The sequence below is a fragment of the Psychrobacillus sp. NEAU-3TGS genome, from assembly GCF_029955155.1.
Lineage (GTDB): Bacteria > Bacillota > Bacilli > Bacillales_A > Planococcaceae > Psychrobacillus.
This window is the reverse complement of sequence record NZ_JAPNOZ010000010.1, coordinates 99,532-123,468: the sequence shown is the minus strand read 5'-3', so window position 1 is coordinate 123,468 and position 23,937 is coordinate 99,532. Positions and strand designations below refer to the sequence as shown.

The window sequence follows — 23,937 nt, the reverse complement described above, 5'->3', positions numbered from 1 at the left end:
TTGAGAGTTAGCGACACTTTAACATCAAAAATACTACTCGGTGTATTTGGAGTAGTGCCTGCGTACGATCGCTTTTTTAAAGAAGCAGCAGGTTTTCATGGTATCAACAAACAATTTAATGAAAACTCTTTTGGACAACTTCAATCTTTTTATAATCGATTCAAGGAAGAGTTTGATTCCTTTATTGAAGAAACAGCAAAAGATTCAATTCGTTATACACCAATGAAAGTGCTGGATATGTATTTTTGGAAGATCGGTGACATTCTTACAAATGGAAAAGATATCGAACAAAAAGAACGATTAATTGCTTTTGTTTCGCATATAAAAGAAGAGCCTGTTAAAGTATATATCGACTCCAGTCCAAAAGACGGGCAATAAAACAGATGCTATGCGTAATTATATTGCAATGATTCTACAATCCGAGAAGGCGACAGGACAGAATTCTGCTATCGTTTGTGCGCGTGATATACATAATACCATGAATTTGAGTAATAGTTATCCATCAGTTTGTAGTGCAATGGGAAGTGTACCTGGGTATGAAAAATATGATGTGGTATATGCTCCACCTAGTGGTAAAAGCAGTACTGTTACCTACCGTTACCGGTTTGGTGGAGGAAATAACGATGCTGACGCTTGATCAAAAGAAGAAAATATTTAGGACATATCCATTGGATGAATACGAAACTCTTAAAGGTGAAAGAGTGAACTACAAATATAAAAACAAAGTCGTGGTAATAGAACTCACCCACACGGGGAATGGGTATGTATGGGGCAGAGATATTGCCGAATATAGTAAGAAGTATGACGTGGACGAAAGAGGATGGATTAAAATCAAAGCTTTTACCGAAGAGGAAATAAGGTTACTACTAAATGAGGTTTTAAAGTATAGAGATAAGATATCGTAAAGGTCGATGGGAAGGAGTCTAGAAGTTATGCCGATAGAAATCGTTCGAAACGATATTACAAAAATGCAGGTGGATGTTATTGTAAACGCAACCAATACGGCACTGCAAAAGGATGGTGGTGTATATGGTGCTATTTTTAGTGCGGCAGGTGAAGAGCAGTTGCAAGCGGCGTGCAATAATATTGGTGAATGTCCCGTAGGTCAGGCTGTTATGACAGACGGTTTTCAATTACAAGCGAAGCAAATAATTCATACGGTTGGGCCTATTTGGCAAGGGGGGACTGCTAATGAAGAAACTCTTCTTAAAGAGTGTTACAAAAATTCATTAGCACTAGCTGATTTACAAGGATATCATTCCATTGCCTTTCCACTCATATCTTCTGGCATTTATGGCTATCCAAAGGAGGAAGCATTACAAATTGCGATTTCTACAATTAGTGCTTTTTTATTGGAGCATGATATGCATGTGTATATTGTTGTTTATGACAAGAAGGCATTTGGGCTAAGTGAAAAGTTATTCACATCTATTCATGAATATATCGATGAGCACTATGTAGAAGAAAATGACCTACGATTCCTTCATAATCGACAATTTAGCAATTATGAACTGCCTCAAGTAGTTGAAGCAGAAGTCTTACAATCTCAGGTTTTTTCTGAAGAAGCTCCGGTGGAAAAACGGAAAAAGAGAAGTTTAGAGGATGTATTAAATCAATTGGATGAATCATTCTCTGTGAGGCTTCTGCGTTTAATTGATGAAAAAGAGAAGACTGACGTAGAGACGTATAAAAGAGCGAATATTGACCGTCGCCTCTTTTCCAGAATCCGCAATTCTGTCGATTACACGCCACACAAAAAAACGGTTATCGCCTTTGCAATTGCACTTGAATTAAATTTAGATGAAACGGTTGATTTGCTATCAAAAGCAGGCTATACATTGTCGAATAGTAGTAAATTCGATCTGATTATTAAATACTTCATCGAGGAAAAGAACTTTAACATTCATGAAATTAACGAGGCATTGTTTACTTTCGATCAAGTGTTATTAGGGGCGTAATTGTCGCTTTTGAAGCGACCTATTCATTCGAACAAATTGTTATCCTTAGTTTGTAAAGAAAACCGGTAGAACAATCCTGTGTCTAATAAAAGGAGGATGACGAATATGAAAAAGAATGTAACCGAGTTAGTCTTTATCCTAGATAAAAGTGGTTCAATGGCTGGACTTGAGGCGGACACGATTGGTGGGTATAATGCGATGCTTGCCAAACAAAAAAATGAAGTAGGCGAAGCAACTGTCACAACCGTTCTATTCAATCATGAAATTGAATTACTGCACGACCGTATTAATGTAAGAGGGATTGCACCCATTACGGAAAAGGAATATGAGGTTAGTGGCACGACTGCATTGCTAGATGCCATTGGTTCTACGATTCATAAAATCGGTAATGTGCAAAAAAGAACGAGTGAAGAAGTGCGTGCGGGAAAAGTTCTATTCGTCATCACCACTGATGGGATGGAAAATGCAAGTCGCGAATATGGCTACGACAAGATAAAAGCAATGATTTCACGCCAAAAAGATACGTACGGCTGGGAATTTATATTCTTAGGTGCCAATATTGATGCCATCTCCACTGCTGCAAAATTTGGTATCAACGAGGACTTCGCCGTAGAATATCATGCAGATAACGAAGGCACACAGTTAAATTACCAAGCACTAAATGAGGCTGTTACATCATTTCGTCAAGGTAAAAAAATTGATAGAACATGGAAAAAAGATATAGAAAAAGATTTTGAAAACCGTCAGCAACTACGACAGTCAAGAAACTAATAGCAATTAGTAAACATTCTTTGTGTTACAAACATTTAATCATATTATTGCACAGTAAATGCTTACTTTTCTTCATCTGAACTGACCTCATTCGATCAATAAGATTCATCCGAGCGAAGCGCTGAACATCGGGAATTAATTAAAAGAGGAATGCAGAGTAGAAAAGTAATTTTACTGTTGAAGCATCAAAAAAGGGGGCCAATTTTATGATGTTAATTAAAGCAGAAACTTTAAGAAAAGATTTTGAAGTATGGGCACATTTTTATACAGTACGAGTTGATGAAAAAGAATATATAATGCGGAGTGAAGCAAAAATTATTCGAAAAGGAAAAGAAAAATCGAACGTGGATACAGTTATTGTGATGGCAAATCCCGGTAGTTGTAGTGCTGTTGATAAAAACGCTAAGTTTTTCTCGTTGGATGAGAAAAAGAATTTTGTAAAGGCTAATCCTGATCCTACACAATACCAACTGATGAATTTGATGGAGCGAATGAATTGGAACAACCTGAAGATTATTAATTTATCGGATGTTTGCACTGGGAATTATAAAGAGTTTAAGGAGTATTTAAAAGAGTTTAAAGCTAACAAGTTTAATGAACATACAATTTTTTGTGAAAAAAGGAAAGGAGAATTAGATCGTCATATAAAGGGAGCTAATTTGATTTTTGCTTGGGGCACAAATTCTGCGATTAAAGAAATTGCAAAAGATGTAGTTGATAGACAGTTAGTTCATAAAGGGCTTGAACATTCTCAGGGAATATATTATCGTCACCCAAAACCAGCCACACTTCAAAATCGTATTATATTGCTAGATAGTCTAGAAGTTCAACTGAAGGAAGCTTAATTATGCATGGTGATGTTCACGAAAGAGTTCCGTTAGAAGGTGGATATTCGCAACTGGGGGATAAAAAATAATGAGTATTATTGAAAAGGCTATTAATTTTGCTGCTAAAGCACATGATGGGCAGACCCGAAAATCAACAGATATTCCATACATCTCACATCCCTTTGCAGTAGGGATGATATTACAACAGTCGAAATGTTCGGATGAAGTTATCGCTGCTGGTATTCTCCATGACATATTAGAGGATACTTCTGTCACAACCGAAGAGTTATCGAAACACTTTGGAGATATAGTCACCAAATTAGTAGAAGCTGCATCCGAACCCGATAAAAGTTTGCCGTGGAAAGAGAGAAAGCAGCACACTATAAATGCATTGAAAAGTGCTATTATAGAAGAAATACAAGTCATTACTGCAGACAAATTGCATAACCTGAAATCCATTCGGGCAGACATTGAGTTGCAGGGAGAAGTGGTCTGGGATAGATTTAATCGTGGTAAACGTGACCAACATTGGTATTACAGTAATATAGTTAAAGCACTAACACATAGAAAAAAAGAGTTCAAGCTTATTGGCAAACTAGAAAAAGAGGTAATAGCGGTATTTGGATCAACTAAACTTATTTCTATTAAAGAAATATCGATTCTATTTTCATGTGCTTATGGAATACATGATTTAATGTGGAAAACCTTAGAGGATCATGGACTGACGAAGCTAGTGCAAGATATTTCAAAAGAGGCAGATAGAATATATAGGAATGACTACGATGCTACAAGTCTGAAACTAGAGGATTTATCTAGAAGAGGTATTGAATTTCAAAAAAATTCGGATGGACCTTTTATTCTTGCTGGATTTTGTATTGCATTTCAAAAGAATATGGATTGGACGGACGATGAACTATTCCAACATTTTAAGAGGAATCAGAAGGATTTATGAAAACGAATAAAAAAGATTACAAATATTATTAATCTCAATGACTACAAAGATGTGAAAAATTTAAGGGTATTGCGATTCTAAAGACCGTGTAGAAGAGGGGGGCAAAGTTTTCTCTTATACTTTTCCTTTGAAACACCTACTTCTCTGGCGGTTACTCGTTAATGTTGTTTTCCTAGCCTAAACTTCTATGAATCTTTTGTATGAGATTAGCATCCTAATTGGCCACAGAGTCTAGAATACAATAAAACAGCCGTTTCAATATCCTCTAAATGAGGTTTTGAAACGGCTCTATTTTAAACGGATAGTTTGCTTGCTTCCAATGCTTTTTCAAGGAATTTGGCTAACTCCAGCATGCCGTATTTGCCTTCCTTCGCTTCTGCATCGCTGTTATAGTTTGTGTTTGTATTAATGTCGTAAGTGTACACTATACCATTCTCATCCGAGATAAATTCAATTCCTGCCACTGCTATTTTATTGGCCTGTAAAAAAGCCTCATATTGTGCGATTTGTTCGGAATCAACCTCATGGATGATGTTGAATTTTGGCTTCTCTTCTACTTGTTCACCGACAGGGCAGAATAGGTCATCGATCTGACAAGCGTCTGCAGGACAAAGCTCAAAGCCATTTGATGTGTCTACTTTGACGGCATAAACAAATTTTCCACCTACAAATTCAGCGCGGGTAATAAAGGATTCTGGCGCTTTAATATATTCTTGGATTAATGTAATGCCATCCACTGGTTCATCATATAGCTCACTGTTTAAGTAAGCTTTTAAGGCATCAATAGAGTGGAATAATTGAACGCCTAATCCTTTTCCTGCACGGTTATGCTTGGTAATAAAGGAAGTCTTCCCTAATTTTTCTGCAGCTTTGATGACTTGCTCTTTCCCAACTGCACCGATTGTTTTAGGGGTGCGAATGCCTGCTTTTTCTAATGCAAGGTACTGATTGATTTTACTTAATTCTAACGATAATGCCCTTGTGCCATTAAATACTGTACGTCCGTGGAACTCCAACCATTCAAGCACTCCAGCTGTTAGTTCCGGTGCATAACGGTGATTACGTGTATGAGATGAAGCACTCATTCGACTATAGAAAACACCTTCTGGAGGCGCTACTGTCAAATCTACAATACCCTCATCTAAATGCCATAATTCGTAAGGGAGTTTTAGTTCTTCTAAACGTTTTGTTAAATGAATCGTCCATTCATCGTTTTCGTGGATAACATAAATTTTTGACATATTAATGAGCTCCTAACTTTTCTGATCTAAGCTGTTCTACGATTGGCATTACTTTTTCAGAGAAGCGCTGCATTTCTTCCAGTTGTGGAGAGAATTGAAGAATGAGTAGATTCACACCAATCTCTTCATAGGCTAATATTGTTTTCGCAATTTGTTCTGGTGTTCCAATTAAATTCGGACGTAAACCACGGTTTGATACGGAATAATCCTCTAAGCTAACGTTGACATTTAGCTGGGATTTGCTAATGAAATCTTGATAGCCCGCATAACCAGCGCTATTTTCTTGTACATTTTGAATTCTTGCTAGTTCCGCCTGTACCTCTTCCTCCGTATCTCGGCAAACAATATAGGCAGACATTCCAAATGTATCAAATGGTGCTTTGCCAAGTTGTAAACGTCGTTCTTTCATGTCTTCAATTTTCTCTTGTACTTCTTCAATCGTGCCGCCATGCATAACGTATGAGTCACAGTTTTTAGCTATTACTTGTTTTCCTGCTTCACTTTCTCCACCCGCATATAGGGGAATATGTTGATTGCGAACCGGTTTAGGTGATAAGTACGTATTTTCATATTCGTAAAATTTTCCTTTGAATGAGTGAGGTGTTTGCGTCCATAAGCCCTTTAATACCTCAAGGAATTCCTCTGTTCGAGCATAGCGCTCATCGTGAGCCGTGAAAACGCCGCCGTATTGGCGTGCTTCCTCTTCCCACCAAGCGGAGACAACATTTAGTGAAATTCTACCGCCACTAATATGGTCGATATTTGATGCTGTTTTTGCAAACAATACTGGATTGTAATACCCTGGACGGATGGCAGTTAATATTTCCAGCTTATCCGTAACCGCTGCAATTGCAGCGGTTGTTGACCATGCATCTAATGTAGGGGCTTCCATACCTTTAATATCATTCAAGTTTAACTCTGCAATGAGGGTCATATCATAACCTAAACTTTCCGCGTCTTGAGCCACTTTTTTCACATAATCAAATGTAGCTGGCATATTTTCATCCTCTACATTACGTAGCCAACCTCCGAAAACTGGTAACCAAAAACCGTATTTCATTTGTAAATCAACCTCTCCTTATTTGATAGAATTATTAGACTACTAGTTATAAAAAGATACTACCACATAAAATACACTTCAACAATGTAATCCGTCAAAACAGAGTGATTTAGTTTGTATTTTAGTGTATGACTGGCCACAAATATTTATAGATGATTGTGTAATGAGTGGCATTTGTCTAGAAATGGATTGTAATATTAAATCAAATATTATACATTAAAACATATTAAAAGCAGTTCCTGTGTGAGAAATGATTTCGAATTGTATATCACAAAGGGGCGTAAACGGCGGGGGAATTTTAATGTATAGTTTCAAGAACGATTATGCAGAAGGAGCACATGCTAGAATCTTACAGGCTTTAATAGATTCGAATTATGTACAAGAAGAAGGTTATGGAAGTGATAGTTTTACTCAAAGAGCAATCGAGCTTTTGAAGGAGAAACTAGGAAGACAAGATGTGGACATACACCTATTATCAGGTGGAACCCAAACAAACTTAACGGCAATTTCCGCTTTTCTTCGACCTCATGAAGCGGCAATCGCTGCTAGTACAGGTCATATTTTTACACATGAAACAGGTGCGATTGAAGCTACTGGACATAAAGTCATATCGGTAGAAACGGAAGATGGAAAATTGAATCCTTCTCTTATAAAAGAAGTTCTCGACCTACATATAGATGAACATATGGTAAAACCAAAGTTAGTTTATCTTTCCAATTCAACAGAAATTGGCTCTATCTATACGAAAGACGAACTGATAGATTTAAGAGATTTTTGTAAAGAACGTAATCTTATATTATATATGGATGGGGCAAGACTAGGTTCAGCGCTATGTTCTAATGATAATGACTTAAAGCTAAGTGACATTCCTGCACTAGTGGATGCTTTCTACATTGGTGGAACTAAGAATGGTGCGCTTTTAGGAGAGGCATTGGTCATTTGTTGTGATTCTTTAAAAGAAGATTTTCGTTTTCATTTAAAGCAAAAAGGGGCACTCCTAGCAAAAGGAAGGCTTTTAGGTATTCAATTTTATGAATTGTTCCGGGATGATTTGTTTTTTGAATTGGCCCAGCATGCCAATAAAATGGCAACCATTCTTAGAGAAGAATGTAGTAAAGCTCATTTTTCATTTTTGACCTATTCTCCATCGAATCAGATCTTTCCAATATTACCGAATTCACTTATCGCGGAGCTTCAAAAAAAATACGCATTTATTGTATGGGAAAAGGTTGATTCTACTCATTCCGCCATTCGATTAGTAACATCATGGGCAACAAAAGAAGAAGAGGTAAGAGCTTTTGTGGAAGATATTAATATCCCTGTGCCGGAAACAATGTAGAATTGTTTCTGGCACAGGGACATTTTTTTAAATCTCTTCCAATATTCCTTTTACTAATCCTACAAATTTAACTTTTACCTGACTAGCAACTTCAATTACTTCCTCATGGTTTAATGGTTGGTCTAATATTCCACATGCCATATTTGTTAAGCAAGAGATACCGAGCACTTTCATTCCGCCATGAGTAGCTACAATTGCTTCTGGTACTGTAGACATTCCAACAGCGTCTGCTCCTAATGTACGGATCATTCGAATTTCTGCTGGAGTTTCGTAAGTAGGTCCGCTCCACCAAGCATACACGCCTTGTTGTAATGGTATATTTTGTTCGTTCGCTACTTTAGTGGCAACACTACGAAGTTCCTTACTATATACGTCTGATAAATCAGGGAATCGCGTTCCTAATTCGTCGTTGTTTGGTCCAATTAATGGGTTAGCACCTGTTAAATTGATATGGTCTGTAATTAACATTAAATCTCCAGGATTAAAGCTTGTATTTACTGCACCGCAAGCATTTGTAATGATGACATTTTCAATACCTAATGCCTTCATCACACGTACTGGGAATGTTACTTCATCCATAGTAAATCCTTCATAATAGTGAAAGCGGCCTTTCATCGCAACTACAATCTTCCCGTTTAATTCCCCAATAACAAGCTCGTTCGCATGACCTATTGCTTCTGATTTTGCAAAGTGTGGAATTTCGCTATAAGGAATTTTAACAGCATTTTGTATGTCATCGGCAAGGCTTCCTAGCCCGGAGCCTAAAATAAGTCCAATCATAGGACGGTGGTCTGTCTTGCTCATAATGAAATCTCTAGTTTCTGTAATATCTTGAATGTTATGCATGTGTAAATCCTCCTTGGAATAACAAGTAAAAAACAATATAAATGTAGTATACACCTAAATTATATAGTTCATAAAAAAATTATAGAGAGCAAATTATCAAAAATAACTCATCCTTGAGTTGACAGCTCAGAGGGGTGAATCCTATTTGCTAGCCAATACCATAGGAACCGCTTTTTCTATTTGACAGCTTGATCTTAGCCCATCGATTGGTCATTTTAATTTTACTCTGTTGTTACTGCTAGATACGTATGGTTTGTATTTCAAGAAATCTTTCCTTGAGAAAGAAAATAACCAGAATCTAAAATAATTTAGATTCTTTTAGAATGCTTATTTGACGTTTTAGAAAGTATTCTATATCATATACAAGTACCCGATCTTAATCGGGAGAGGTTCATAGCTGATACCCTCTATAAAAAACTATGGATACATGACGTTTCGCCATGTCCATATTTGGGCATGGCTTTTTTGTTTTTATCCTATATGTTTGCGATAGACTGGTTAAAGGTACCTCTTTAGAAATTATGTTATTTGGAGGTTTTTATTATGTCTGGCAGAAGCCAAGAAGAAGGTTTAAAGGATTTGACATTGTTAGGGAATCAGGGGACTCAATATTCATTTGAGTATGCACCAGAAGTATTGGAGTCAGTAGATAGTCTTCATTCCAATCGTGATTATTTCGTAAAATTTAATTGTCCAGAGTTTACTAGTTTATGTCCAATTACACAACAGCCTGACTTTGCGACAATGTACATCTCGTACATACCGGATAAAAAGATTGTAGAAAGCAAATCGCTAAAATTATATTTATTTAGTTTTAGAAATCATGGAGATTTCCATGAAGACTGCGTCAACATTATCATGAATGATTTAATTAAATTACTGGATCCAAGGTATATTGAGGTTTGGGGAAAATTCACCCCACGTGGAGGAATTTCCATTGATCCTTGGTGTAACTATGGTAGACCAGGTACTAAATATGAAGAGATGGCAGATTATCGTTTGATGAATCACGATCTTTACCCAGAAAAAATAGATAATCGATAAAGTGAAACTTCAATCAGTGGGGGTTTTCTTCATCCCCCACTGATTGTTAGTTGAACCAATCGGGCTTTTACGGGCAGTTGATCTCCCACTTATCTTTTCGCTTTTCTTACATCTTGAAGTGGGAGTCTTACTGCCCGTTAATGCGGGATAAATTGAATAGTCCGCATTATGAAGGAAGAGGTTATTAGCTACCCTCTTAAAAAAACTAAGAAGAAAACGGCATTCTTTTTAGAGTGCCGTTTTTTCGTTATAAGGGAGTTTTACAGGTGAAGCAGGAAAAAGCAATCATTGTATTTAGTGGAGGTCAAGACAGCACAACATGTCTGTTTTGGGCAAAAAAACGTTTTAAAGAAATAGAGGCAGTAACTTTTGATTATGGGCAAAGGCATCGTCTTGAAATTGAGTGTGCGAAAGCAATAACAGAGGAGCTTGGTATCAAGCATCATATTCTGGATATGTCTCTTTTAAATCAGCTTGCCCCAAATGCTTTAACCCGTGATGACATAGAGGTAGAAGACGGTGAAGAAGGTGGATTGCCATCGACTTTTGTACCTGGTCGGAATATGCTGTTCCTTTCCTTTGCAGGGGTTTTAGCGAGCCAAGTCGGAGCCAAGCATATCGTGACTGGGGTATGTGAAACGGATTTTAGCGGATATCCCGATTGCCGTGATATTTTCGTTAAATCTTTGAATGTAACGCTAAATTTAGCGATGGACGATACTTTTGTGGTGGATACACCGCTCATGTGGCTGAACAAGGCACAAACATGGGAGCTTGCGGATGAGCTGGGAGCGCTTGAATTTGTTCGAGAAAAAACGTTGACCTGCTATAACGGTGTAATGGCGGATGGTTGTGGGGAATGCCCAGCTTGTAAGCTACGACAAAGAGGGCTTGATGATTATTTAAGCTCCAAAAAGGAGTCTTAAAGCATGACTGGTTTTAGAATTGTCGATAAGCTCCAAAAGATAGAGGAAGATATCCAAAGTAGTCAATTAAAGTATCATGCCAAGCGAGTTTTAGTGAGTAAGGAATTCACTTTTGATGCTGCTCATCATTTACATAACTATGAAGGGAAATGTAAAAATTTGCACGGTCATACGTATCGGGCAGTATTAGGGGTGAGTGGATATACCGATGAACGAGGCCTGATGATAGATTTTGGCGATTTAAAAGAAATATGGAAACAAAAAATAGAGATTTATTTGGATCATCGTTATTTAAACGAAACACTTCCACCGATGAATACGACTGCTGAAAACATTGTTGTTTGGATCTATGAGAAGTTAAGCGAAGCATTGATTGAGGACCAACGATATACCGGGGCTAGAGTAGAATTTATCAGGCTGTATGAAACCCCGACAAGCTACGCAGAAGCAAGACGGGAGTGGATGGAAGTTGAGTAAAGTACCTGTTATGGAGATTTTTGGACCGACGATTCAAGGGGAGGGAATGGTGGTAGGGCAAAAGACAATGTTTGTTCGGACTGCAGGCTGTGACTATTCCTGTTCCTGGTGTGATTCATCTTTCACATGGGATGGAAGTGGGAAGCATCTAATTGTCCAAATGACTGCAGAAGAAATTTGGGCTGAGTTGAAGCGTCTTGGAGGAGATGGTTTTTCTTTTGTCACCATTTCAGGTGGAAATCCAGTACTCCTTCGAAATTTGGAGGCACTTATTGTTCTTTTAAAAGCAAACAATATAAAAATTGGTGTGGAGACGCAAGGGAGTAAATGGCAGGAGTGGCTGTATGAAATCGATGAACTAACGATATCACCAAAGCCTCCGAGTTCCGGAATGACCACAGACTTTTCTGTTCTATCTTCTATCATTGAAAAGCTTAACAATAGAAATAGCGAGCAGCATATTTCCCTCAAAATAGTCATTTTCAATCAAGAGGATTATGAGTATGCCAAGCAAGTCCATCTTCGATATCCAGCGATTCCTTTTTACTTCCAAGTGGGTAATGATGATATTACAACGACTGACAACCCACGTCTAGTCAACCATTTACTAATGAAGTACGAAGAATTAATTGACCGGGTGATTGCGGATGAGGAATTAAGAGATGTTAAAGTACTACCACAGCTGCACGCACTTGTTTGGGGAAATAAAAGAGGCGTATAAGCTACAAAAAATTACCTAAGGAGTAACATCATGAGAATCTTATTTTATTTAATATCTATCGTCACTGCTAATGTGGTAACGGCAGCATTTGCCCCATTACAGTTAGGCGTGTTTATCGTCCCAATGGGAACGCTTTTAATCGGAGCGACATTCATTTTCCGAGATCTTGTTCAAAATAAATACGGAAGAGCAAAAACGTATTTATTTATTATTGTTGCTTTAGGCTTGTCTGCATTAGTGTCATTCATGCTTGGAGACACATTATTAATCGTGGTAGCATCCGCACTGTCGTTTGTTATCGCTGAAACAGCGGATACAGAGATCTATACGAGGTTAAAGCTGCCAATGGCTTGGCGTGTGTTTTATAGTGGAATTGTAGGAGGATTTTTAGATTCTGTGATCTTCGTCATCATTGGCTTAAGCCCACTTGGAGCTAATTTTCTTCCTTGGGAAGCAGTGCCTTTTGCTATTTTGGGACAGGTTATTGTGAAGACGATTATTCAAATGTTTGGTGCATTGATATTGAATCAAGTGTATGTGAGTAGAAGAAAGCAGCTTGTTTCGGAGTAACATCATTATTAAGTATAAAAATAGCCCTCCAGTTCATCGAGCATTTTCGATAGATTGGAGGGCTTTTTGAAATTATTTAGAAAAATAACCTGAAAATATTTTATAAGAAAGAAGTGCACCTAGAAGGACAAGTGCTCTTTTGAAATGTTTACCGGAAATTCGGTTATCTTTTGTTTTATCTTTATCTTTATTTGCCATTAGCATAGCAGCAAGTAAAATAATGACAGGAGGCATCGTTATCATCAAGAACGGTTTGATAGTAGCTGATAAGAAGGGAACCATCATATCTTTTTCATCTAGATAGAAATAAGTAAAATGGCTATAGCTGATGCACTACCTAAACTAATCACCATCCATTTAGCAGTTGAGAATTTCAAAGTTAAGTCCTCCCTTATAAGTTATTCATATCTTTTGTAGGTATGAAACACTAGTCAGGACATTAAGCTCCAAATCTCTTCCGATATCCACACTTCCTGCACATTTCTTCTACAGCCTCTCTTCTAGAAAAGCCATCATACAAATTATTAGCTCTTTCGCCTTCAATAATTTCTGAGAAAGGTTTATCGTTTATGTTACCGAGATCAATGACACCTTCTCCGTCTAAACAGCAAGGTACGACCGTACCATCTACAAGAATGGCTGCTTGGCTACGAAGGGCATGACAAAAACCTTTACCGTCATCTTCAGGGGCAAGTAGACTTGGCCATTGGAATTCATGATCTTGGTTAATATAAATGCGATCTGCAATTTTAACTCCGCTACCAGGTACTACTTTTTCTTCAATTTTGTAATCTAAGTTGAATTCTTTTTCTAATATTTCTAATGTTTCTTGGTTTTTTCTCTTTTGTTCACTCGTTGCATGAACCGGGTCTAAATTCCATAAGCGGAAGGAGATGAGGACTCCTTGTGCTGCAGCTTCTTTTGCGAATGAAAGGATTTCTGCTAGGTAGCCTTCTCGGTCGGTAGAACCTTCATGTCCGTCAAAACTATGAAGGGAGAAGTTCATTTGACGTAGAGCAGGTTTACCTAACAGTTTATGTCTATTCTTTTTAAGAAGTGTCCCGTTTGTTGTGATATTTACTTTAAATCCTTTGGCATGTGCAGCATCTAATAACTGATCAACTCTAGGGTGGAGAAGTGGTTCTCCTTTCACGTGTAGATAAATATATTTTGTATGTGGTTTGATTTGATCGAGTATTTCATTAAACTTATCTACCTTGAGGATATTTGCTTTCCTTGCAGTAGGAGGACAGAAGCTACAAGCAAGATTGCAGACACTTGTAATTTCGATATACATTTTTTTAAATGTTTTCAACGTTTATTCACCATTCCAGTTCTAGTTATTTAACTCTACTCATTTTAACAGAAATACGTACATTATTGGATAGTATATCGATACGCGTGATTATTAGGAAGAAGACTTATTCCTTGAGTATATTGATTTTCTTATTTTTGCATAGTATTATGGTTCCATATTATAGAGTACGCAGATTTTAATCCATGGAGGTAAACAATTGATCGAAGTAATAACAGTAGTAAACCTAGTGATAGAAGTAACCAATTCAAAAGATTATCAAAAAGAAGTCGAACAAGTACTGCGGTCTAATACCTCAACCATACAACATTTGGAGACAATTAGCATATCTCCTATTAGCGAAAATTTAAAAGCAAGCGCACTGGCTAGATTCAGAGTATTGATCGAAGAGAGAAAAGAAAACAAGTTTTTAGATGACTACGTAGGTCTTGTTCTTCCAAAGTTTTATAATTTTCCTCATGCGATGCCATTGAGCAATCAAATTTATAAAATATCGCGTTTAGAAGGATAAGAGGCTGACTAAATTGAAATAATCACCCATTGCTCAGATGGGTGATTATTTTTATAGGAGATAGAGCTCCTTATGATTGATTCCACACAACTAATTTAGTTTCGGTCATTTCATGAATTGCATATTTCAATCCTTCTTTACCCGTACCACTTTCTTTTACACCGCCGTATGGCATTTGATCCACACGGTAAGTTGGAATATCGTTAATCATGACGCCACCAACTTCTAATTGTTTAGAAGCTTTGAAGGCTGTTTGAATGTCATTTGTAAAGATTCCCGCTTGAAGACCGTAGTTGGAATCGTTGATAGCTGCGATTCCCTCGTCAACGGAGGAAATACGGTTCACCACAACAATCGGCGCAAATACTTCTTGGCAAGATACTTTTAAACTAGCTGAAACGTTCGTTAGTATGGTAGGCATGAAAACACCATTTTCTATTGTTCCACCTGTTATAATTTCTGCTCCATGTTGAACCGCTTCTTGTACCCATTCCACGGCACGATCCTGTTCACCTGGTTGAATCATTGCAGATACATCCGTTGTCTCTTCAAGTGGATTGCCAATAACTAATTCCTTTGTGGCTGTAGCAAATTGTTTAATAAAAGCATCATACTGTTCTTCCATTACATATGTACGTTGTAACGAAATACAAACTTGTCCTTGATTGGAAAATGCCCCAGTAACACATTTAGGTACGATGTGAGATATATCAACATCTTTATCAATGATCAATCCCGCGTTTGAACCTAACTCAAGAGCCACTTTCTTCAATCCCGCTTTATTGCGAATACCGATACCAACTGCCGGACTTCCAGTAAACGTAATCATTTTCACTTTATCGCTTTCAACTAAAGCATCCCCAACCGTTTTACCACTACCTGTAATAACGTTGAAGGCTCCTTTAGGCAATTCTGTTTGATCAATCAGTTCAGCTAAAAATAGAGCTGAAAGGGGAGTCTGAGATGCTGGTTTTAAAACAATGGTATTACCTGATGCGATTGCCGGACCAACTTTATGTGCCACTAAATTTTGCGGAAAGTTAAATGGTGTAATAGCTCCAATTACGCCTATTGGTTGTTCAATTGTATAACCAAAGCGGTTTGCACCGTTTTTGGCAGCGTCCATTGGAATCATTTCACCAGTCAACCGTTTTGCTTCTTCTGCTGCAAATTTATAGGTTTCAATTGTCCGGTCTATTTCCGCCAATGCAAATTTTAAAGGTTTTGCAGCCTCTAAAGCCATTATTTCAGCAGCTTTTTGACGATTGTCGGCAAACAATTGTGCGATATGTTCTAATATACTCGCACGCTTATAAGCAGTAAGCTCTACCATTTCTTTTCTAGTAGCGTCCGCCACCTCGATTGCCAGTTCCACTTCTTCACGAGTAGCTTGCGGAATGTGTGCAATAATTTCATTTGTGTGTGGAGACTTTAGTTCCGAAAGTTTTTCTGAAGATTTCCATTCACCATTTACATAATATTGCTTATTCATCGAATCACCCTTCCTTAAATCGTGTATAGTATTAACTATATAAGTAATCTGACAAGATAACCACTAAATTATTTGAATACAAAGAAAAATCAGGGTAGGAGAGTTAGAAATGTGTTTAATTAATTTTCAATTTCACAACCATCCAAACTATAAACTAATCGTAGCAGCTAATCGGGATGAGTTTTATAATCGGAAAACGGAGTCCGCACATTTTTGGAAGGATGCTCCGAATTTATTGGCTGGTCGGGATCTAGTAGGATTAGGAACTTGGCTAGGCATTACAAAAGAAGGGAAGTTTGCGGCGCTAACAAATTATCGAAATCCATCTGAAATAACAGTTGGGAAGACTTCTCGTGGTGAAATTGTGCAAAATTTTTTGGTCGGTAGTCTGTCATCCGAAGAGTATCTTAAGGACTTGGGTAGAGACAAAGAAAAATATAATGGATTCAATTTGATAATAGGTAATCCACAAAAACTTTACTATTATAACAATATAGAAGGTGAAATTACAGAGATTCAACCAGGAACCCATGGGTTGAGTAATAAGTTTTTAAACACGTCATGGCCAAAGGTAGTAAAGGGAAGGGAGAGTTTGAAAGCATACAGTTCAAAGAAAAAAGAGGTGCACTTAGAAGAATTGTTTGCCATTATGACAGATGCAGAAATTGCATTAGATGAGGACCTGCCAAATACAGGAGTCGGAATTGAACTGGAGAGGAGCTTATCGGCCTTGTTTATCAAAATGCCTCATTACGGTACTCGTTGCTCCACTGTAGTGTTAGTGGATAATAACAATAAAGTAACTTTTGCAGAACGTACATATGTGGACGGAGAATTTTCAGATGAGAAGCATTTTACCTTTCAACTAGCTTCTTCCTAAATTTAAAAACCATTGTTTCCGTTGAAACAATGGTTTATATTTTTTTAGCTATCGCAAGAGTTTTTATTTTTGTGACAATGAAAATTAAGAATAAGGATATTTCTACAATTAAGAGTATCAAAACAATCCATCCTAAAAGATTGAGGAAATGATTTTGAAAGGACAAAGAATTCCTTGAAGATGAAAAGGTATGCACTAAATTGACTGTAAAGAAATAAAACATACCAAATGTGAAATTTCTCGCCCATTGTGTGATATTGTATGTAAAAATTCCTTTTTGCCAACCATATTTTTGAATTCTTGCAATCCCTCTTATTATTTCCGCTGTCTCAACTATAACAAATAAAAAAAGAACGACATACCATATGAACAGAATTGTCGCTAAAGTGAAACTCCCTGATTGAACAAGGGCTAATCCGGTGATAGAAATTGCTCCATGTATAATACAATCAGTATTTTTCCATTCGTGGATATCCCGCCATTTTGAAGCAAAACGAATACTAATTAACGTAATGGAAAACAGATAAAACAAAATCCCCAACATAATAAAAGCAATCATTAAGAGGAGGGGGAAAGCAGTTCCAAAGGTAGTTACCAACAAACTGCCAATTGACTGAGTGCTAACCGTGGTAAGCAGGATAACGCCATGCGTATTTTTTGTCTCCTTATTAACGATAATTGTTTTCCATTGTCGAATACACAAAGCAATAAAAGCTATCCATAAAACTAAATTAGCATATGCTAAAACTTGAACAATCGATAGAAGAGAAGGAATACGCTGTAAGATTAAGTCGCCGATGACGGAAGTTGCTGCAATCCAAGTACCGACACCAAAGCTTTTAATAGGTAAATTAACAAAGCTATTTCGATAATCTCTTTTAGACAAAGAAAGAAAAAATGAGAAGAACATAAAAAGCCAAGCTATAACTAAAAACCCTGATAATACTAAGCCTAGATGAATATTTAAAAATGGAAATTGATAAACAGCACCCAGAAGAAATATACCAAAGGCCATAATAATCGAACCTGCTGAAGCATCAATCGTTTTATTAGAAAACATAACATGATCTCCGTTTTAAAGAGTTTTTAACTCTTATAATTAGTCAAAAAAAATAACCCATTCAGGAGCAAATACTCGCAAAGGGTTAACATTTATATATTATTGAAGACAAGATATAGTATACAACACATTTCATGAAAAAAGCAATACCTTTTTTAAAAAACTTAAAAACAATAAAAGTTATTAAATCATTGCATTAAAAAGCACCTCTACAAAGAGATGCGATTTAAATTATTCGTTTATAATTTCTTCATAGCCTACCATTTGATCCAGATGGCTGGCGATCATAGCGATGATTGTACTGCCCTCTTCTTTTTTAAAGCTAAAGTTACTTTCGTCTTCGAAGTACTCCGAGTCTTCCGTCCAAATACGATTAACTCTTCGTAGAACGCCATCACCATTTGCGCTATCGATACCAAATTGATAGGTTACTTCAATCTTATCATCGATTTGGAAGGCGGTAACTTCTGGAGTTTCCCATTCAACGTCAATTTCTTCGAGCGTAATTTCATCATCTAGAACTTCGTATCCCTCTTCTAAATCATAATAATCAGCTTCATCTTCTTCCATAAATTCATGGAAGCTTTCATGAACTATTTCTATAATATCCGTTATGTCATCTAACATTATTCTAATAGGTTGGTGAAGTACTGTATCAAAACTTTCTTCGTAAAATTCTTCATTATAAGGGTCGAAATGCAGAGTAAAGAAATATTCTCTTTCCTCTTCATCGGTTTCAACAAAAAATTGCATTCGTGGATGTTTGGAAGCTTTATTTATACTCATATGTCCACGTTTGTCATATTCCTCACAAATGGATTCCAATTGTTCCTGAAGCTCACTAGCTACTCTGTTAAACCATTCCATCGACATATCACCTTCGCCTCCTTAGTAGTGTTTTTCCTTTTCTATCTTCTCCTAAATTCTTCATTTAATTCATACTATTTAAACGATTTTTGTATTAATTGTTATACAGAATATTATTAGTTTGAATGGGGACGATAATTCTCGTATGCCTATATTTGTACAGAAGGAGGAAAAAATGCGTAAAAATACTTCAAATCCAGATGATCGTTCTGATAATGTAGAAAAGCTTCAAGATATGGTGAAGAACACAAAGGACAATATGGAAGCAGCTGAAGAATTAATGGCTTATACCAGTGGTGAGGAACGAGAAGCTATCAAACAGAAAAATGAACGTCGTGAAAAGAGTCTAGAAGGATTTCAAAAAGAGATTATCGATGAGACTCAGGCTAGAAAAAACGGTTACTCATCATAACTAGCAAAAAGATGGAGAGAAATCTCCATCTTTTTTTATTCGCCAATTTATTTCGCTTAAATGAACATAGGTACTTCTTTTTTGGACACTCTAAGAGGAAAAAGAAAGTTACATGAGGTGAGATTCATGATAATTGAAAGGTCATCTGAATGGAAAGAAGGTTTCATAAGCAGATTAGAAAACCAGGAGCCTTGGGATAATTGGACATTATATAAGATGAGTTACGAAGCGGTAAAAAACAATCTGATAACGGATTTTTCTGGGCTCCAATCACCTAAGTATTTACCAAACTTAACACCTCTTGCTCATCAATTAGAAGTGGCAGAAACGGTCATTAGTAGGATGAATGGAAAAGCAATTCTTGCAGATGAGGTAGGTCTAGGTAAAACAATTGAGGCAGGTTTAATATTGAAGGAATATCTTATTCGAGGATTAGTAAAAAAAGTATTGATTTTGGCACCTGCTTCTTTGATCAATCAATGGGTTGAAGAATTGAACTATAAATTTTACATTCCTGCAATTGCCTACAGAAAGAATACTTCCATCGATTACTATGATGTAGTTGTGATGAGTATGGACACTGCCAAAAAAAGCCCACATAAGGAACTTATATATGCACAAAACTATGACATGATTATTATTGACGAAGCACATAAACTTAAAAACCATAAAACGAAAATTTACGAGTTTGTTCAAGGCTTGAAGAAAAAGTTTTGTTTGTTATTGACGGCAACTCCTATTCAAAATAACGTATTTGAACTATTTTATCTCATTTCACTGCTGAAGCCAGGACATCTTGGTAGTTATGAAACATTTCAATCATCGTTTTCCGCTAGTAAACACAGTCTAGAACATGATGAATACTTAAGAGAATTAGTTAATCAAGTAATGGTAAGAAATAGAAGAGAAGAGACAGGTATTGAATGGACAAGTCGTCGTGTTCAAACTATACCAATCGAATTTACGAAAGAAGAAAGAGAAGTTTATGATTTGATATTGGAACTTAAAAATGTCTCATCAGTCTTCTCAGGTGCATTTTCGATGATTACTTTGCAAAAGGAAATGTGCAGCAGTAAAGAAGCGACCTATTTGACGTTAAATAAAATGCGGCAAAACTGTACTGCTCAAGAGGAAATTGCCTTCGTTGATCATATTATTCAAAAACTGATGACATTAGAAATAAACTCGAAGGCAGAAAAAGTGTATGAGATTATCTCCCAAGCAAATGATAAGGTGATTATCTTTACAGAATATAAGGCCAGTCAAGTTTATCTGCAATGGTACTTAAATTCTAAAGGCATAACAAGTGTACCCTTTAACGGGCAATTCAATAAGAGTAAAAGAGAATATATGAAGCATCTATTTAAAGAAAAATTTCAAGTGTTGATCGCTACTGAGTCTGGTGGGGAAGGGATAAACCTTCAGTTTTGTCATCACGTTATAAACTATGACTTGCCGTGGAATCCGATGAAGCTAGAGCAACGAATCGGACGTGTCCATCGGTTAGGGCAAGAACATGACGTTCATATTTACAATTTGGCGATTGAAAACACGATTGAAAAAGATATATTGGACTTACTTTACGTTAAATTAGATGTCTTTGAAAAAGTAGTAGGAGAGCTCGACGATATACTGACAACTTTTAAAAAGACAATTTAAGGAGGATCATTATGTATCCACAACAAGTTCACGATTACTTACAAAAGTTTTTCAAAGAAAATAATTGTGAAATAGTGCATGGTAATGAGCATTATATGACTGTTCAATTAACAGTTGATATGGACAAAAAAATTATGAATCGCCCTTTTCATTGGCAGTATATAGAAAATACAAACGGTGTGCCTGACCCGGCTCAATTAACTTTAATCACAGATCAAACGAAGATTAGTAAGAATATGAAAGGAGAGGTGGTGCATTTTGGTTCTCCTAGACTAAGTCAGATCTTTCATACAACAAGAGAGCTTGGTGCTTGTGTACAAATGTATGAACGAATATTAAATAACATGGAAACTAGACCTATATTAACTCCGTGGCTAGGGGTGAATTATAAAGTATCATATTATTGTGATCGAACAAAGGAAATGCTCTATTCATTAGGTATTAATTTAATGACTGGAGAGGTGATAAATGGTTTTCAGGAATCAATCACTACCAAAGAGTTGGATGATCAAAAGTCAGAAAGAGCCTTTCTTTTACCTTTTATTATTAAACCTCTTCGTGCGCTAGAGAGATTAGATGCTGTAATTGAAAATCTAATACAACAGGAAGATCACGCTTGGGCAGAAGAAGCAAAAAGTAGATGGCAAAAAGATCAGGCTATTTTAGAGCACTTTTACGAAGAGGTAGAAGAAAAGCCGGAATGCTATGAGATGGAGAAAAAAGCAATGGCAGAACAATACGAGGCAAAGATTAAAATTGACATTATAAACGGTGGATTATTTTATATGAAATGAAAAAAGGTACTGCTAGAAAAGTTTTCTTTTCGGCAGTACCTTTTTCGATTGTTCAGTCTTTCAAATTGTTATCTGAATCGTTCATGATTGGTACAAGGTCAAAAATCTTTTGATCTTCAAAGACATCTACCAAACGCTCGAGCCACTCATAATAATTTTTAATATACTTTAGTTTTTCGATATCGATTTGGACTTCTTCCTGCAATTCCTCACTAGTTGTTGGATCTGCAAGTAGCTGCTCAAGTTCAGCTAATGACTTCTTTATCGCAACTAAATGAAGGGTAACAGATCTCCGCCATTTAATCGAAAACAAATCGATAAAGCTTTGATACCAATCATCTGATACTTTATATAAATCCTTTCGAACTCCTTTTTTCCATGCGCGTTCGACTAATTTTAAATCAGACAAAGCTCTAACGGATGTACTCATGCTTGTTTTACTCATCCCAAGCTTTTCCGTCATGTCATCTAATGTTAGTGGTTCATTTTGAAAAAACATCATTCCGTACTGTCTACCTGCAGAAGGTACCAAACCGTAGAGATGTATATTTTGTGCAATTGTCTCGATAATACGTTCCCGTGCTTTTTCGAGTTTTTCGTAACCTTCCATTTACGTCTTCCCTCCACTAAAAATCAGCTTTTCTCATTACACTAGCTGACAAAAATCAATTACGTCTCGGCGTAATTGTGCCCAGATTTTGAATTGCGCCATCGCAATTAACTCCCTTCAAAATCTATGACATCCGCCGGAGGCTTAATTTAAATTTAAAGGGATTTTGGCATCCCTTTAAATTTAAATTAAATGTATTATATCCATGAAAAAAAGCAATTTATTTAAATATTTTTTATACAGTTTTTACTGTACAAACTATAGAAAAAGTTTTTACTGTTGTTTTACAAACATATTACATATATAATGATTAGGTGTTCATTTATTATGAGCAGTTAGGAGTGTGTATATGAACGAACAAAGTATCAAGAAAAAAATCGTGGTTAAGGATACTACGAAGGTTTTCGGAAAGAACATGAAGCGAGCAGTACAGCTTCTAAAAGAAGGAAAGTCAAAAGGAGATATTTTAAAAGCAACCGGCGCAACAGTAGGCGTGAAAAATGTAAATTTTGATGTATATGATGGTGAAATTTTTGTCATCATGGGTCTATCTGGAAGCGGTAAATCCACATTAGTTCGGATGTTAAATCGTTTAATCGATCCGACCGTGGGGCAAATTTTGCTAGATGGCGAAGACATTGTGCAAATGAATAAAGAACAGTTACGAGAAGTGAGACGAAAAAAAAATAGGCATGGTTTTTCAAAATTTTGCTCTTTTTCCACATAAGACAATTGTTGAGAATACCGAATATGGTTTGGAAATTCAAGGAGTACCAAAAGATCAGCGCCGAATAAAAGCGGTCGAATCATTAAAGCTTGTTGGTCTTGCTGGATACGAAGATCAATACCCGAACCAACTGAGCGGTGGAATGCAACAACGTGTGGGACTTGCAAGGGCACTAGCCAATGATCCAGATATTCTACTAATGGATGAAGCATTCAGTGCACTAGATCCCCTTATTCGGAAAGATATGCAAAATGAACTACTGCAGCTTCATAGCGATATGGGGAAAACGTTTATTTTCATCACCCATGATTTAGATGAAGCCCTTCGCATTGGAGATCGTATTGCACTTATGAAAGACGGAGAAATTGTGCAAATTGGTACACCAGAAGAGATATTGATGAGCCCTTCGAATGAGTATGTAGAACGCTTCGTTGAAGACGTCGACTTAGCGAAAGTATTAACGGCGGGACACATTATGAAACAAGCAGATACAGTACAGGTAGACAGAGGACCTCGCGTTGCCCTTCGTTTAATGAAACAACTCGGAATTTCTTCTATTTATGTGGTAGATAAAAGTAATCGTTTAATGGGAGCAGTAACTGCACAGGATGCAGTAGCAGCTTCAGAAACAGATAAGTCACTAGAAGAAGTATTAATCTCTAATCTTCCAATGATTTCGCCAGATACTGTGTTGACTGAGCTTTTTGATGTAGTATCCACTGCTACGATTCCGGTAGCGGTTATTAGTGAAGATCGAAAGCTGCTAGGGATTATTATTCGCGGGGCACTGATTGGTGCTTTATCAGGTGATAACCAGTTTATCAATAATGATGGAATAATCGCGCCAGCAGACCAAATGAATACGGAGGTAGTATAAG

At 36.8% G+C, this 23,937-nt stretch carries 26 protein-coding genes, 2 pseudogenes and 1 riboswitch; of the genes and pseudogenes, 19 read left to right on the top strand and 9 right to left on the bottom strand.

What is annotated here, in order from left to right; translation table 11 throughout:
- The 7 genes from OR571_RS09135 to OR571_RS22790 all read left to right on the top strand — a co-directional run bounded on the left by OR571_RS09135 (position 1) and on the right by OR571_RS22790 (position 4,508).
- Positions 1-378 (top strand): hypothetical protein, encoded by a 378-nt coding sequence (locus tag OR571_RS09135; RefSeq protein WP_282242503.1) that lies wholly within the window; start codon positions 1-3, stop codon positions 376-378.
- Between the two features lie 10 nt (positions 379-388).
- Positions 389-637, top strand: a complete 249-nt coding sequence (locus OR571_RS09130) for a hypothetical protein (RefSeq protein WP_282242502.1) — start codon at positions 389-391, stop codon at positions 635-637.
- Complete coding sequence (locus OR571_RS09125) at positions 624-905, top strand: hypothetical protein (RefSeq protein ID WP_282242501.1); 282 nt, start codon at positions 624-626, stop codon at positions 903-905. The genes OR571_RS09130 and OR571_RS09125 overlap by 14 nt, the downstream gene beginning before the upstream one ends.
- Positions 906-932: 27 nt before the next feature.
- Complete coding sequence (locus OR571_RS09120; RefSeq protein ID WP_282242500.1) at positions 933-1,958, top strand: macro domain-containing protein; 1,026 nt, start codon at positions 933-935, stop codon at positions 1,956-1,958.
- 105 nt (positions 1,959-2,063) lie between these two features.
- Positions 2,064-2,729: a vWA domain-containing protein gene (locus tag OR571_RS09115; RefSeq protein WP_282242499.1), complete on the top strand. Its 666-nt coding sequence runs from the start codon at positions 2,064-2,066 to the stop codon at positions 2,727-2,729.
- A 206-nt stretch (positions 2,730-2,935) separates the two neighbouring features.
- A complete protein-coding gene (locus OR571_RS09110) occupies positions 2,936-3,574 on the top strand; it encodes a DUF1643 domain-containing protein (protein WP_282242498.1) in 639 nt (212 codons plus the stop codon).
- Positions 3,575-3,644: 70 nt separating this feature from the next.
- Positions 3,645-4,508, top strand: coding sequence for an HD domain-containing protein (locus tag OR571_RS22790; protein ID WP_348775036.1), 864 nt, complete (start codon positions 3,645-3,647; stop codon positions 4,506-4,508).
- A 293-nt stretch (positions 4,509-4,801) separates the two neighbouring features.
- Here the strand turns inward: OR571_RS22790 and OR571_RS09100 are convergent, their stop codons facing one another.
- Together OR571_RS09100 and OR571_RS09095 are read right to left on the bottom strand one after the other, a co-directional pair.
- Positions 4,802-5,749 carry an ATP-grasp domain-containing protein gene (locus OR571_RS09100; protein WP_282242497.1) on the bottom strand — a complete coding sequence of 316 codons (948 nt, stop codon included), beginning with the start codon at positions 5,747-5,749 and terminating at the stop codon, positions 4,802-4,804.
- 1 nt (position 5,750) lies between these two features.
- The gene (locus OR571_RS09095) at positions 5,751-6,809 is read right to left on the bottom strand and encodes an LLM class flavin-dependent oxidoreductase (protein ID WP_282242496.1); all 1,059 of its coding nucleotides are present in this window, start codon (positions 6,807-6,809) and stop codon (positions 5,751-5,753) included.
- Positions 6,810-7,110: 301 nt separating this feature from the next.
- Here OR571_RS09095 and OR571_RS09090 point away from each other — a divergent pair, with 301 nt between their 5' ends.
- Complete coding sequence (locus tag OR571_RS09090; protein WP_282242495.1) at positions 7,111-8,148, top strand: threonine aldolase family protein; 1,038 nt, start codon at positions 7,111-7,113, stop codon at positions 8,146-8,148.
- Between the two features lie 27 nt (positions 8,149-8,175).
- On the opposite strand, the gene OR571_RS09085 is transcribed toward OR571_RS09090, so the two are convergent.
- Entirely contained in the window at positions 8,176-8,994 is an 819-nt protein-coding gene (locus OR571_RS09085; RefSeq protein WP_282242494.1) for a purine-nucleoside phosphorylase, read from the bottom strand.
- A 380-nt stretch (positions 8,995-9,374) separates the two neighbouring features.
- Positions 9,375-9,421, top strand: a riboswitch (PreQ1 riboswitch).
- A 116-nt stretch (positions 9,422-9,537) separates the two neighbouring features.
- On the opposite strand from OR571_RS09085, the gene queF reads away from it, so the two are divergent.
- The 5 genes from queF to OR571_RS09060 all read left to right on the top strand — a co-directional run bounded on the left by queF (position 9,538) and on the right by OR571_RS09060 (position 12,732).
- On the top strand, positions 9,538-10,038 hold the full coding sequence (gene queF / locus OR571_RS09080; protein ID WP_282242493.1) for a preQ(1) synthase: 501 nt from the start codon (positions 9,538-9,540) through the stop codon (positions 10,036-10,038).
- Between the two features lie 266 nt (positions 10,039-10,304).
- Positions 10,305-10,964, top strand: a complete 660-nt coding sequence (gene queC / locus OR571_RS09075; protein ID WP_282242492.1) for a 7-cyano-7-deazaguanine synthase QueC — start codon at positions 10,305-10,307, stop codon at positions 10,962-10,964.
- Between the two features lie 3 nt (positions 10,965-10,967).
- A complete protein-coding gene (gene queD / locus OR571_RS09070) occupies positions 10,968-11,441 on the top strand; it encodes a 6-carboxytetrahydropterin synthase QueD (protein ID WP_282242491.1) in 474 nt (157 codons plus the stop codon).
- Positions 11,434-12,162, top strand: a complete 729-nt coding sequence (gene queE, locus OR571_RS09065) for a 7-carboxy-7-deazaguanine synthase QueE (protein WP_282242490.1) — start codon at positions 11,434-11,436, stop codon at positions 12,160-12,162. The genes queD and queE overlap by 8 nt, the downstream gene beginning before the upstream one ends.
- 30 nt (positions 12,163-12,192) lie before the next feature.
- Positions 12,193-12,732, top strand: coding sequence for a VUT family protein (locus OR571_RS09060; RefSeq protein ID WP_282242489.1), 540 nt, complete (start codon positions 12,193-12,195; stop codon positions 12,730-12,732).
- 72 nt (positions 12,733-12,804) lie between these two features.
- On the opposite strand, the gene OR571_RS09055 is transcribed toward OR571_RS09060, so the two are convergent.
- Positions 12,805-13,017 (bottom strand): hypothetical protein, encoded by a 213-nt coding sequence (locus OR571_RS09055; RefSeq protein ID WP_282242488.1) that lies wholly within the window; start codon positions 13,015-13,017, stop codon positions 12,805-12,807.
- A 154-nt stretch (positions 13,018-13,171) separates the two neighbouring features.
- Complete coding sequence (locus OR571_RS09050; RefSeq protein WP_282242487.1) at positions 13,172-14,047, bottom strand: radical SAM/SPASM domain-containing protein; 876 nt, start codon at positions 14,045-14,047, stop codon at positions 13,172-13,174.
- Between the two features lie 199 nt (positions 14,048-14,246).
- On the opposite strand from OR571_RS09050, the gene OR571_RS09045 reads away from it, so the two are divergent.
- Positions 14,247-14,558 carry a hypothetical protein gene (locus OR571_RS09045; protein ID WP_282242486.1) on the top strand — a complete coding sequence of 104 codons (312 nt, stop codon included), beginning with the start codon at positions 14,247-14,249 and terminating at the stop codon, positions 14,556-14,558.
- A gap of 70 nt (positions 14,559-14,628) precedes the next feature.
- On the opposite strand, the gene OR571_RS09040 is transcribed toward OR571_RS09045, so the two are convergent.
- On the bottom strand, positions 14,629-16,050 hold the full coding sequence (locus OR571_RS09040) for an aldehyde dehydrogenase family protein (RefSeq protein ID WP_282242485.1): 1,422 nt from the start codon (positions 16,048-16,050) through the stop codon (positions 14,629-14,631).
- A gap of 109 nt (positions 16,051-16,159) precedes the next feature.
- Here OR571_RS09040 and OR571_RS09035 point away from each other — a divergent pair, with 109 nt between their 5' ends.
- Positions 16,160-16,930: an NRDE family protein gene (locus tag OR571_RS09035; RefSeq protein ID WP_282242484.1), complete on the top strand. Its 771-nt coding sequence runs from the start codon at positions 16,160-16,162 to the stop codon at positions 16,928-16,930.
- Between the two features lie 34 nt (positions 16,931-16,964).
- Here OR571_RS09035 and OR571_RS09030 read toward each other — a convergent pair whose 3' ends face one another.
- Together OR571_RS09030 and OR571_RS09025 are read right to left on the bottom strand one after the other, a co-directional pair.
- Positions 16,965-17,990 (bottom strand): TDT family transporter, encoded by a 1,026-nt coding sequence (locus tag OR571_RS09030; protein WP_282242483.1) that lies wholly within the window; start codon positions 17,988-17,990, stop codon positions 16,965-16,967.
- Positions 17,991-18,221: 231 nt separating this feature from the next.
- Positions 18,222-18,863 (bottom strand): hypothetical protein, encoded by a 642-nt coding sequence (locus OR571_RS09025; RefSeq protein WP_282242482.1) that lies wholly within the window; start codon positions 18,861-18,863, stop codon positions 18,222-18,224.
- A gap of 169 nt (positions 18,864-19,032) precedes the next feature.
- Here OR571_RS09025 and tlp point away from each other — a divergent pair, with 169 nt between their 5' ends.
- From tlp to OR571_RS09010, 3 genes and pseudogenes are all read left to right on the top strand, one after another.
- Positions 19,033-19,269: a small acid-soluble spore protein Tlp gene (gene tlp, locus OR571_RS09020; RefSeq protein ID WP_282242481.1), complete on the top strand. Its 237-nt coding sequence runs from the start codon at positions 19,033-19,035 to the stop codon at positions 19,267-19,269.
- Between the two features lie 126 nt (positions 19,270-19,395).
- Positions 19,396-20,992, top strand: a pseudogene (locus OR571_RS09015) (DEAD/DEAH box helicase).
- Positions 20,940-21,722: a YqhG family protein gene (locus OR571_RS09010; RefSeq protein WP_282242480.1), complete on the top strand. Its 783-nt coding sequence runs from the start codon at positions 20,940-20,942 to the stop codon at positions 21,720-21,722. The pseudogene OR571_RS09015 and the gene OR571_RS09010 overlap by 53 nt, the downstream one beginning before the upstream one ends.
- Positions 21,723-21,774: 52 nt before the next feature.
- Here OR571_RS09010 and OR571_RS09005 read toward each other — a convergent pair whose 3' ends face one another.
- Positions 21,775-22,332 (bottom strand): GbsR/MarR family transcriptional regulator, encoded by a 558-nt coding sequence (locus tag OR571_RS09005; protein ID WP_282242479.1) that lies wholly within the window; start codon positions 22,330-22,332, stop codon positions 21,775-21,777.
- A gap of 349 nt (positions 22,333-22,681) precedes the next feature.
- Between OR571_RS09005 and OR571_RS09000 the strand changes: the two are divergent.
- Positions 22,682-23,936 (top strand): annotated as a pseudogene (locus tag OR571_RS09000) (quaternary amine ABC transporter ATP-binding protein).
- The last annotated feature ends 1 nt before the right edge of the window (position 23,937 follow it).

Bases quoted from the DNA above. Each gene is read 5' to 3' on its own strand.
- OR571_RS09130 (WP_282242502.1), top strand. From the start codon at position 389: ATGCGTAATTATATTGCAATGATTCTACAATCCGAGAAGGCGACAGGA.
- OR571_RS09125 (WP_282242501.1), top strand. From the start codon at position 624: ATGCTGACGCTTGATCAAAAGAAGAAAATATTTAGGACATATCCATTG.
- OR571_RS09120 (WP_282242500.1), top strand. From the start codon at position 933: ATGCCGATAGAAATCGTTCGAAACGATATTACAAAAATGCAGGTGGAT.
- OR571_RS09115 (WP_282242499.1), top strand. From the start codon at position 2,064: ATGAAAAAGAATGTAACCGAGTTAGTCTTTATCCTAGATAAAAGTGGT.
- OR571_RS09110 (WP_282242498.1), top strand. From the start codon at position 2,936: ATGATGTTAATTAAAGCAGAAACTTTAAGAAAAGATTTTGAAGTATGG.
- OR571_RS22790 (WP_348775036.1), top strand. From the start codon at position 3,645: ATGAGTATTATTGAAAAGGCTATTAATTTTGCTGCTAAAGCACATGAT.
- OR571_RS09100 (WP_282242497.1), bottom strand. From the start codon at position 5,749: ATGTCAAAAATTTATGTTATCCACGAAAACGATGAATGGACGATTCAT.
- OR571_RS09095 (WP_282242496.1), bottom strand. From the start codon at position 6,809: ATGAAATACGGTTTTTGGTTACCAGTTTTCGGAGGTTGGCTACGTAAT.
- OR571_RS09090 (WP_282242495.1), top strand. From the start codon at position 7,111: ATGTATAGTTTCAAGAACGATTATGCAGAAGGAGCACATGCTAGAATC.
- OR571_RS09085 (WP_282242494.1), bottom strand. From the start codon at position 8,994: ATGCATAACATTCAAGATATTACAGAAACTAGAGATTTCATTATGAGC.
- queF (WP_282242493.1), top strand. From the start codon at position 9,538: ATGTCTGGCAGAAGCCAAGAAGAAGGTTTAAAGGATTTGACATTGTTA.
- queD (WP_282242491.1), top strand. From the start codon at position 10,968: ATGACTGGTTTTAGAATTGTCGATAAGCTCCAAAAGATAGAGGAAGAT.
- OR571_RS09060 (WP_282242489.1), top strand. From the start codon at position 12,193: ATGAGAATCTTATTTTATTTAATATCTATCGTCACTGCTAATGTGGTA.
- OR571_RS09055 (WP_282242488.1), bottom strand. From the start codon at position 13,017: ATGATGGTTCCCTTCTTATCAGCTACTATCAAACCGTTCTTGATGATA.
- OR571_RS09040 (WP_282242485.1), bottom strand. From the start codon at position 16,050: ATGAATAAGCAATATTATGTAAATGGTGAATGGAAATCTTCAGAAAAA.
- OR571_RS09035 (WP_282242484.1), top strand. From the start codon at position 16,160: ATGTGTTTAATTAATTTTCAATTTCACAACCATCCAAACTATAAACTA.
- OR571_RS09030 (WP_282242483.1), bottom strand. From the start codon at position 17,990: ATGTTTTCTAATAAAACGATTGATGCTTCAGCAGGTTCGATTATTATG.
- OR571_RS09025 (WP_282242482.1), bottom strand. From the start codon at position 18,863: ATGTCGATGGAATGGTTTAACAGAGTAGCTAGTGAGCTTCAGGAACAA.
- tlp (WP_282242481.1), top strand. From the start codon at position 19,033: ATGCGTAAAAATACTTCAAATCCAGATGATCGTTCTGATAATGTAGAA.
- OR571_RS09010 (WP_282242480.1), top strand. From the start codon at position 20,940: ATGTATCCACAACAAGTTCACGATTACTTACAAAAGTTTTTCAAAGAA.
- OR571_RS09005 (WP_282242479.1), bottom strand. From the start codon at position 22,332: ATGGAAGGTTACGAAAAACTCGAAAAAGCACGGGAACGTATTATCGAG.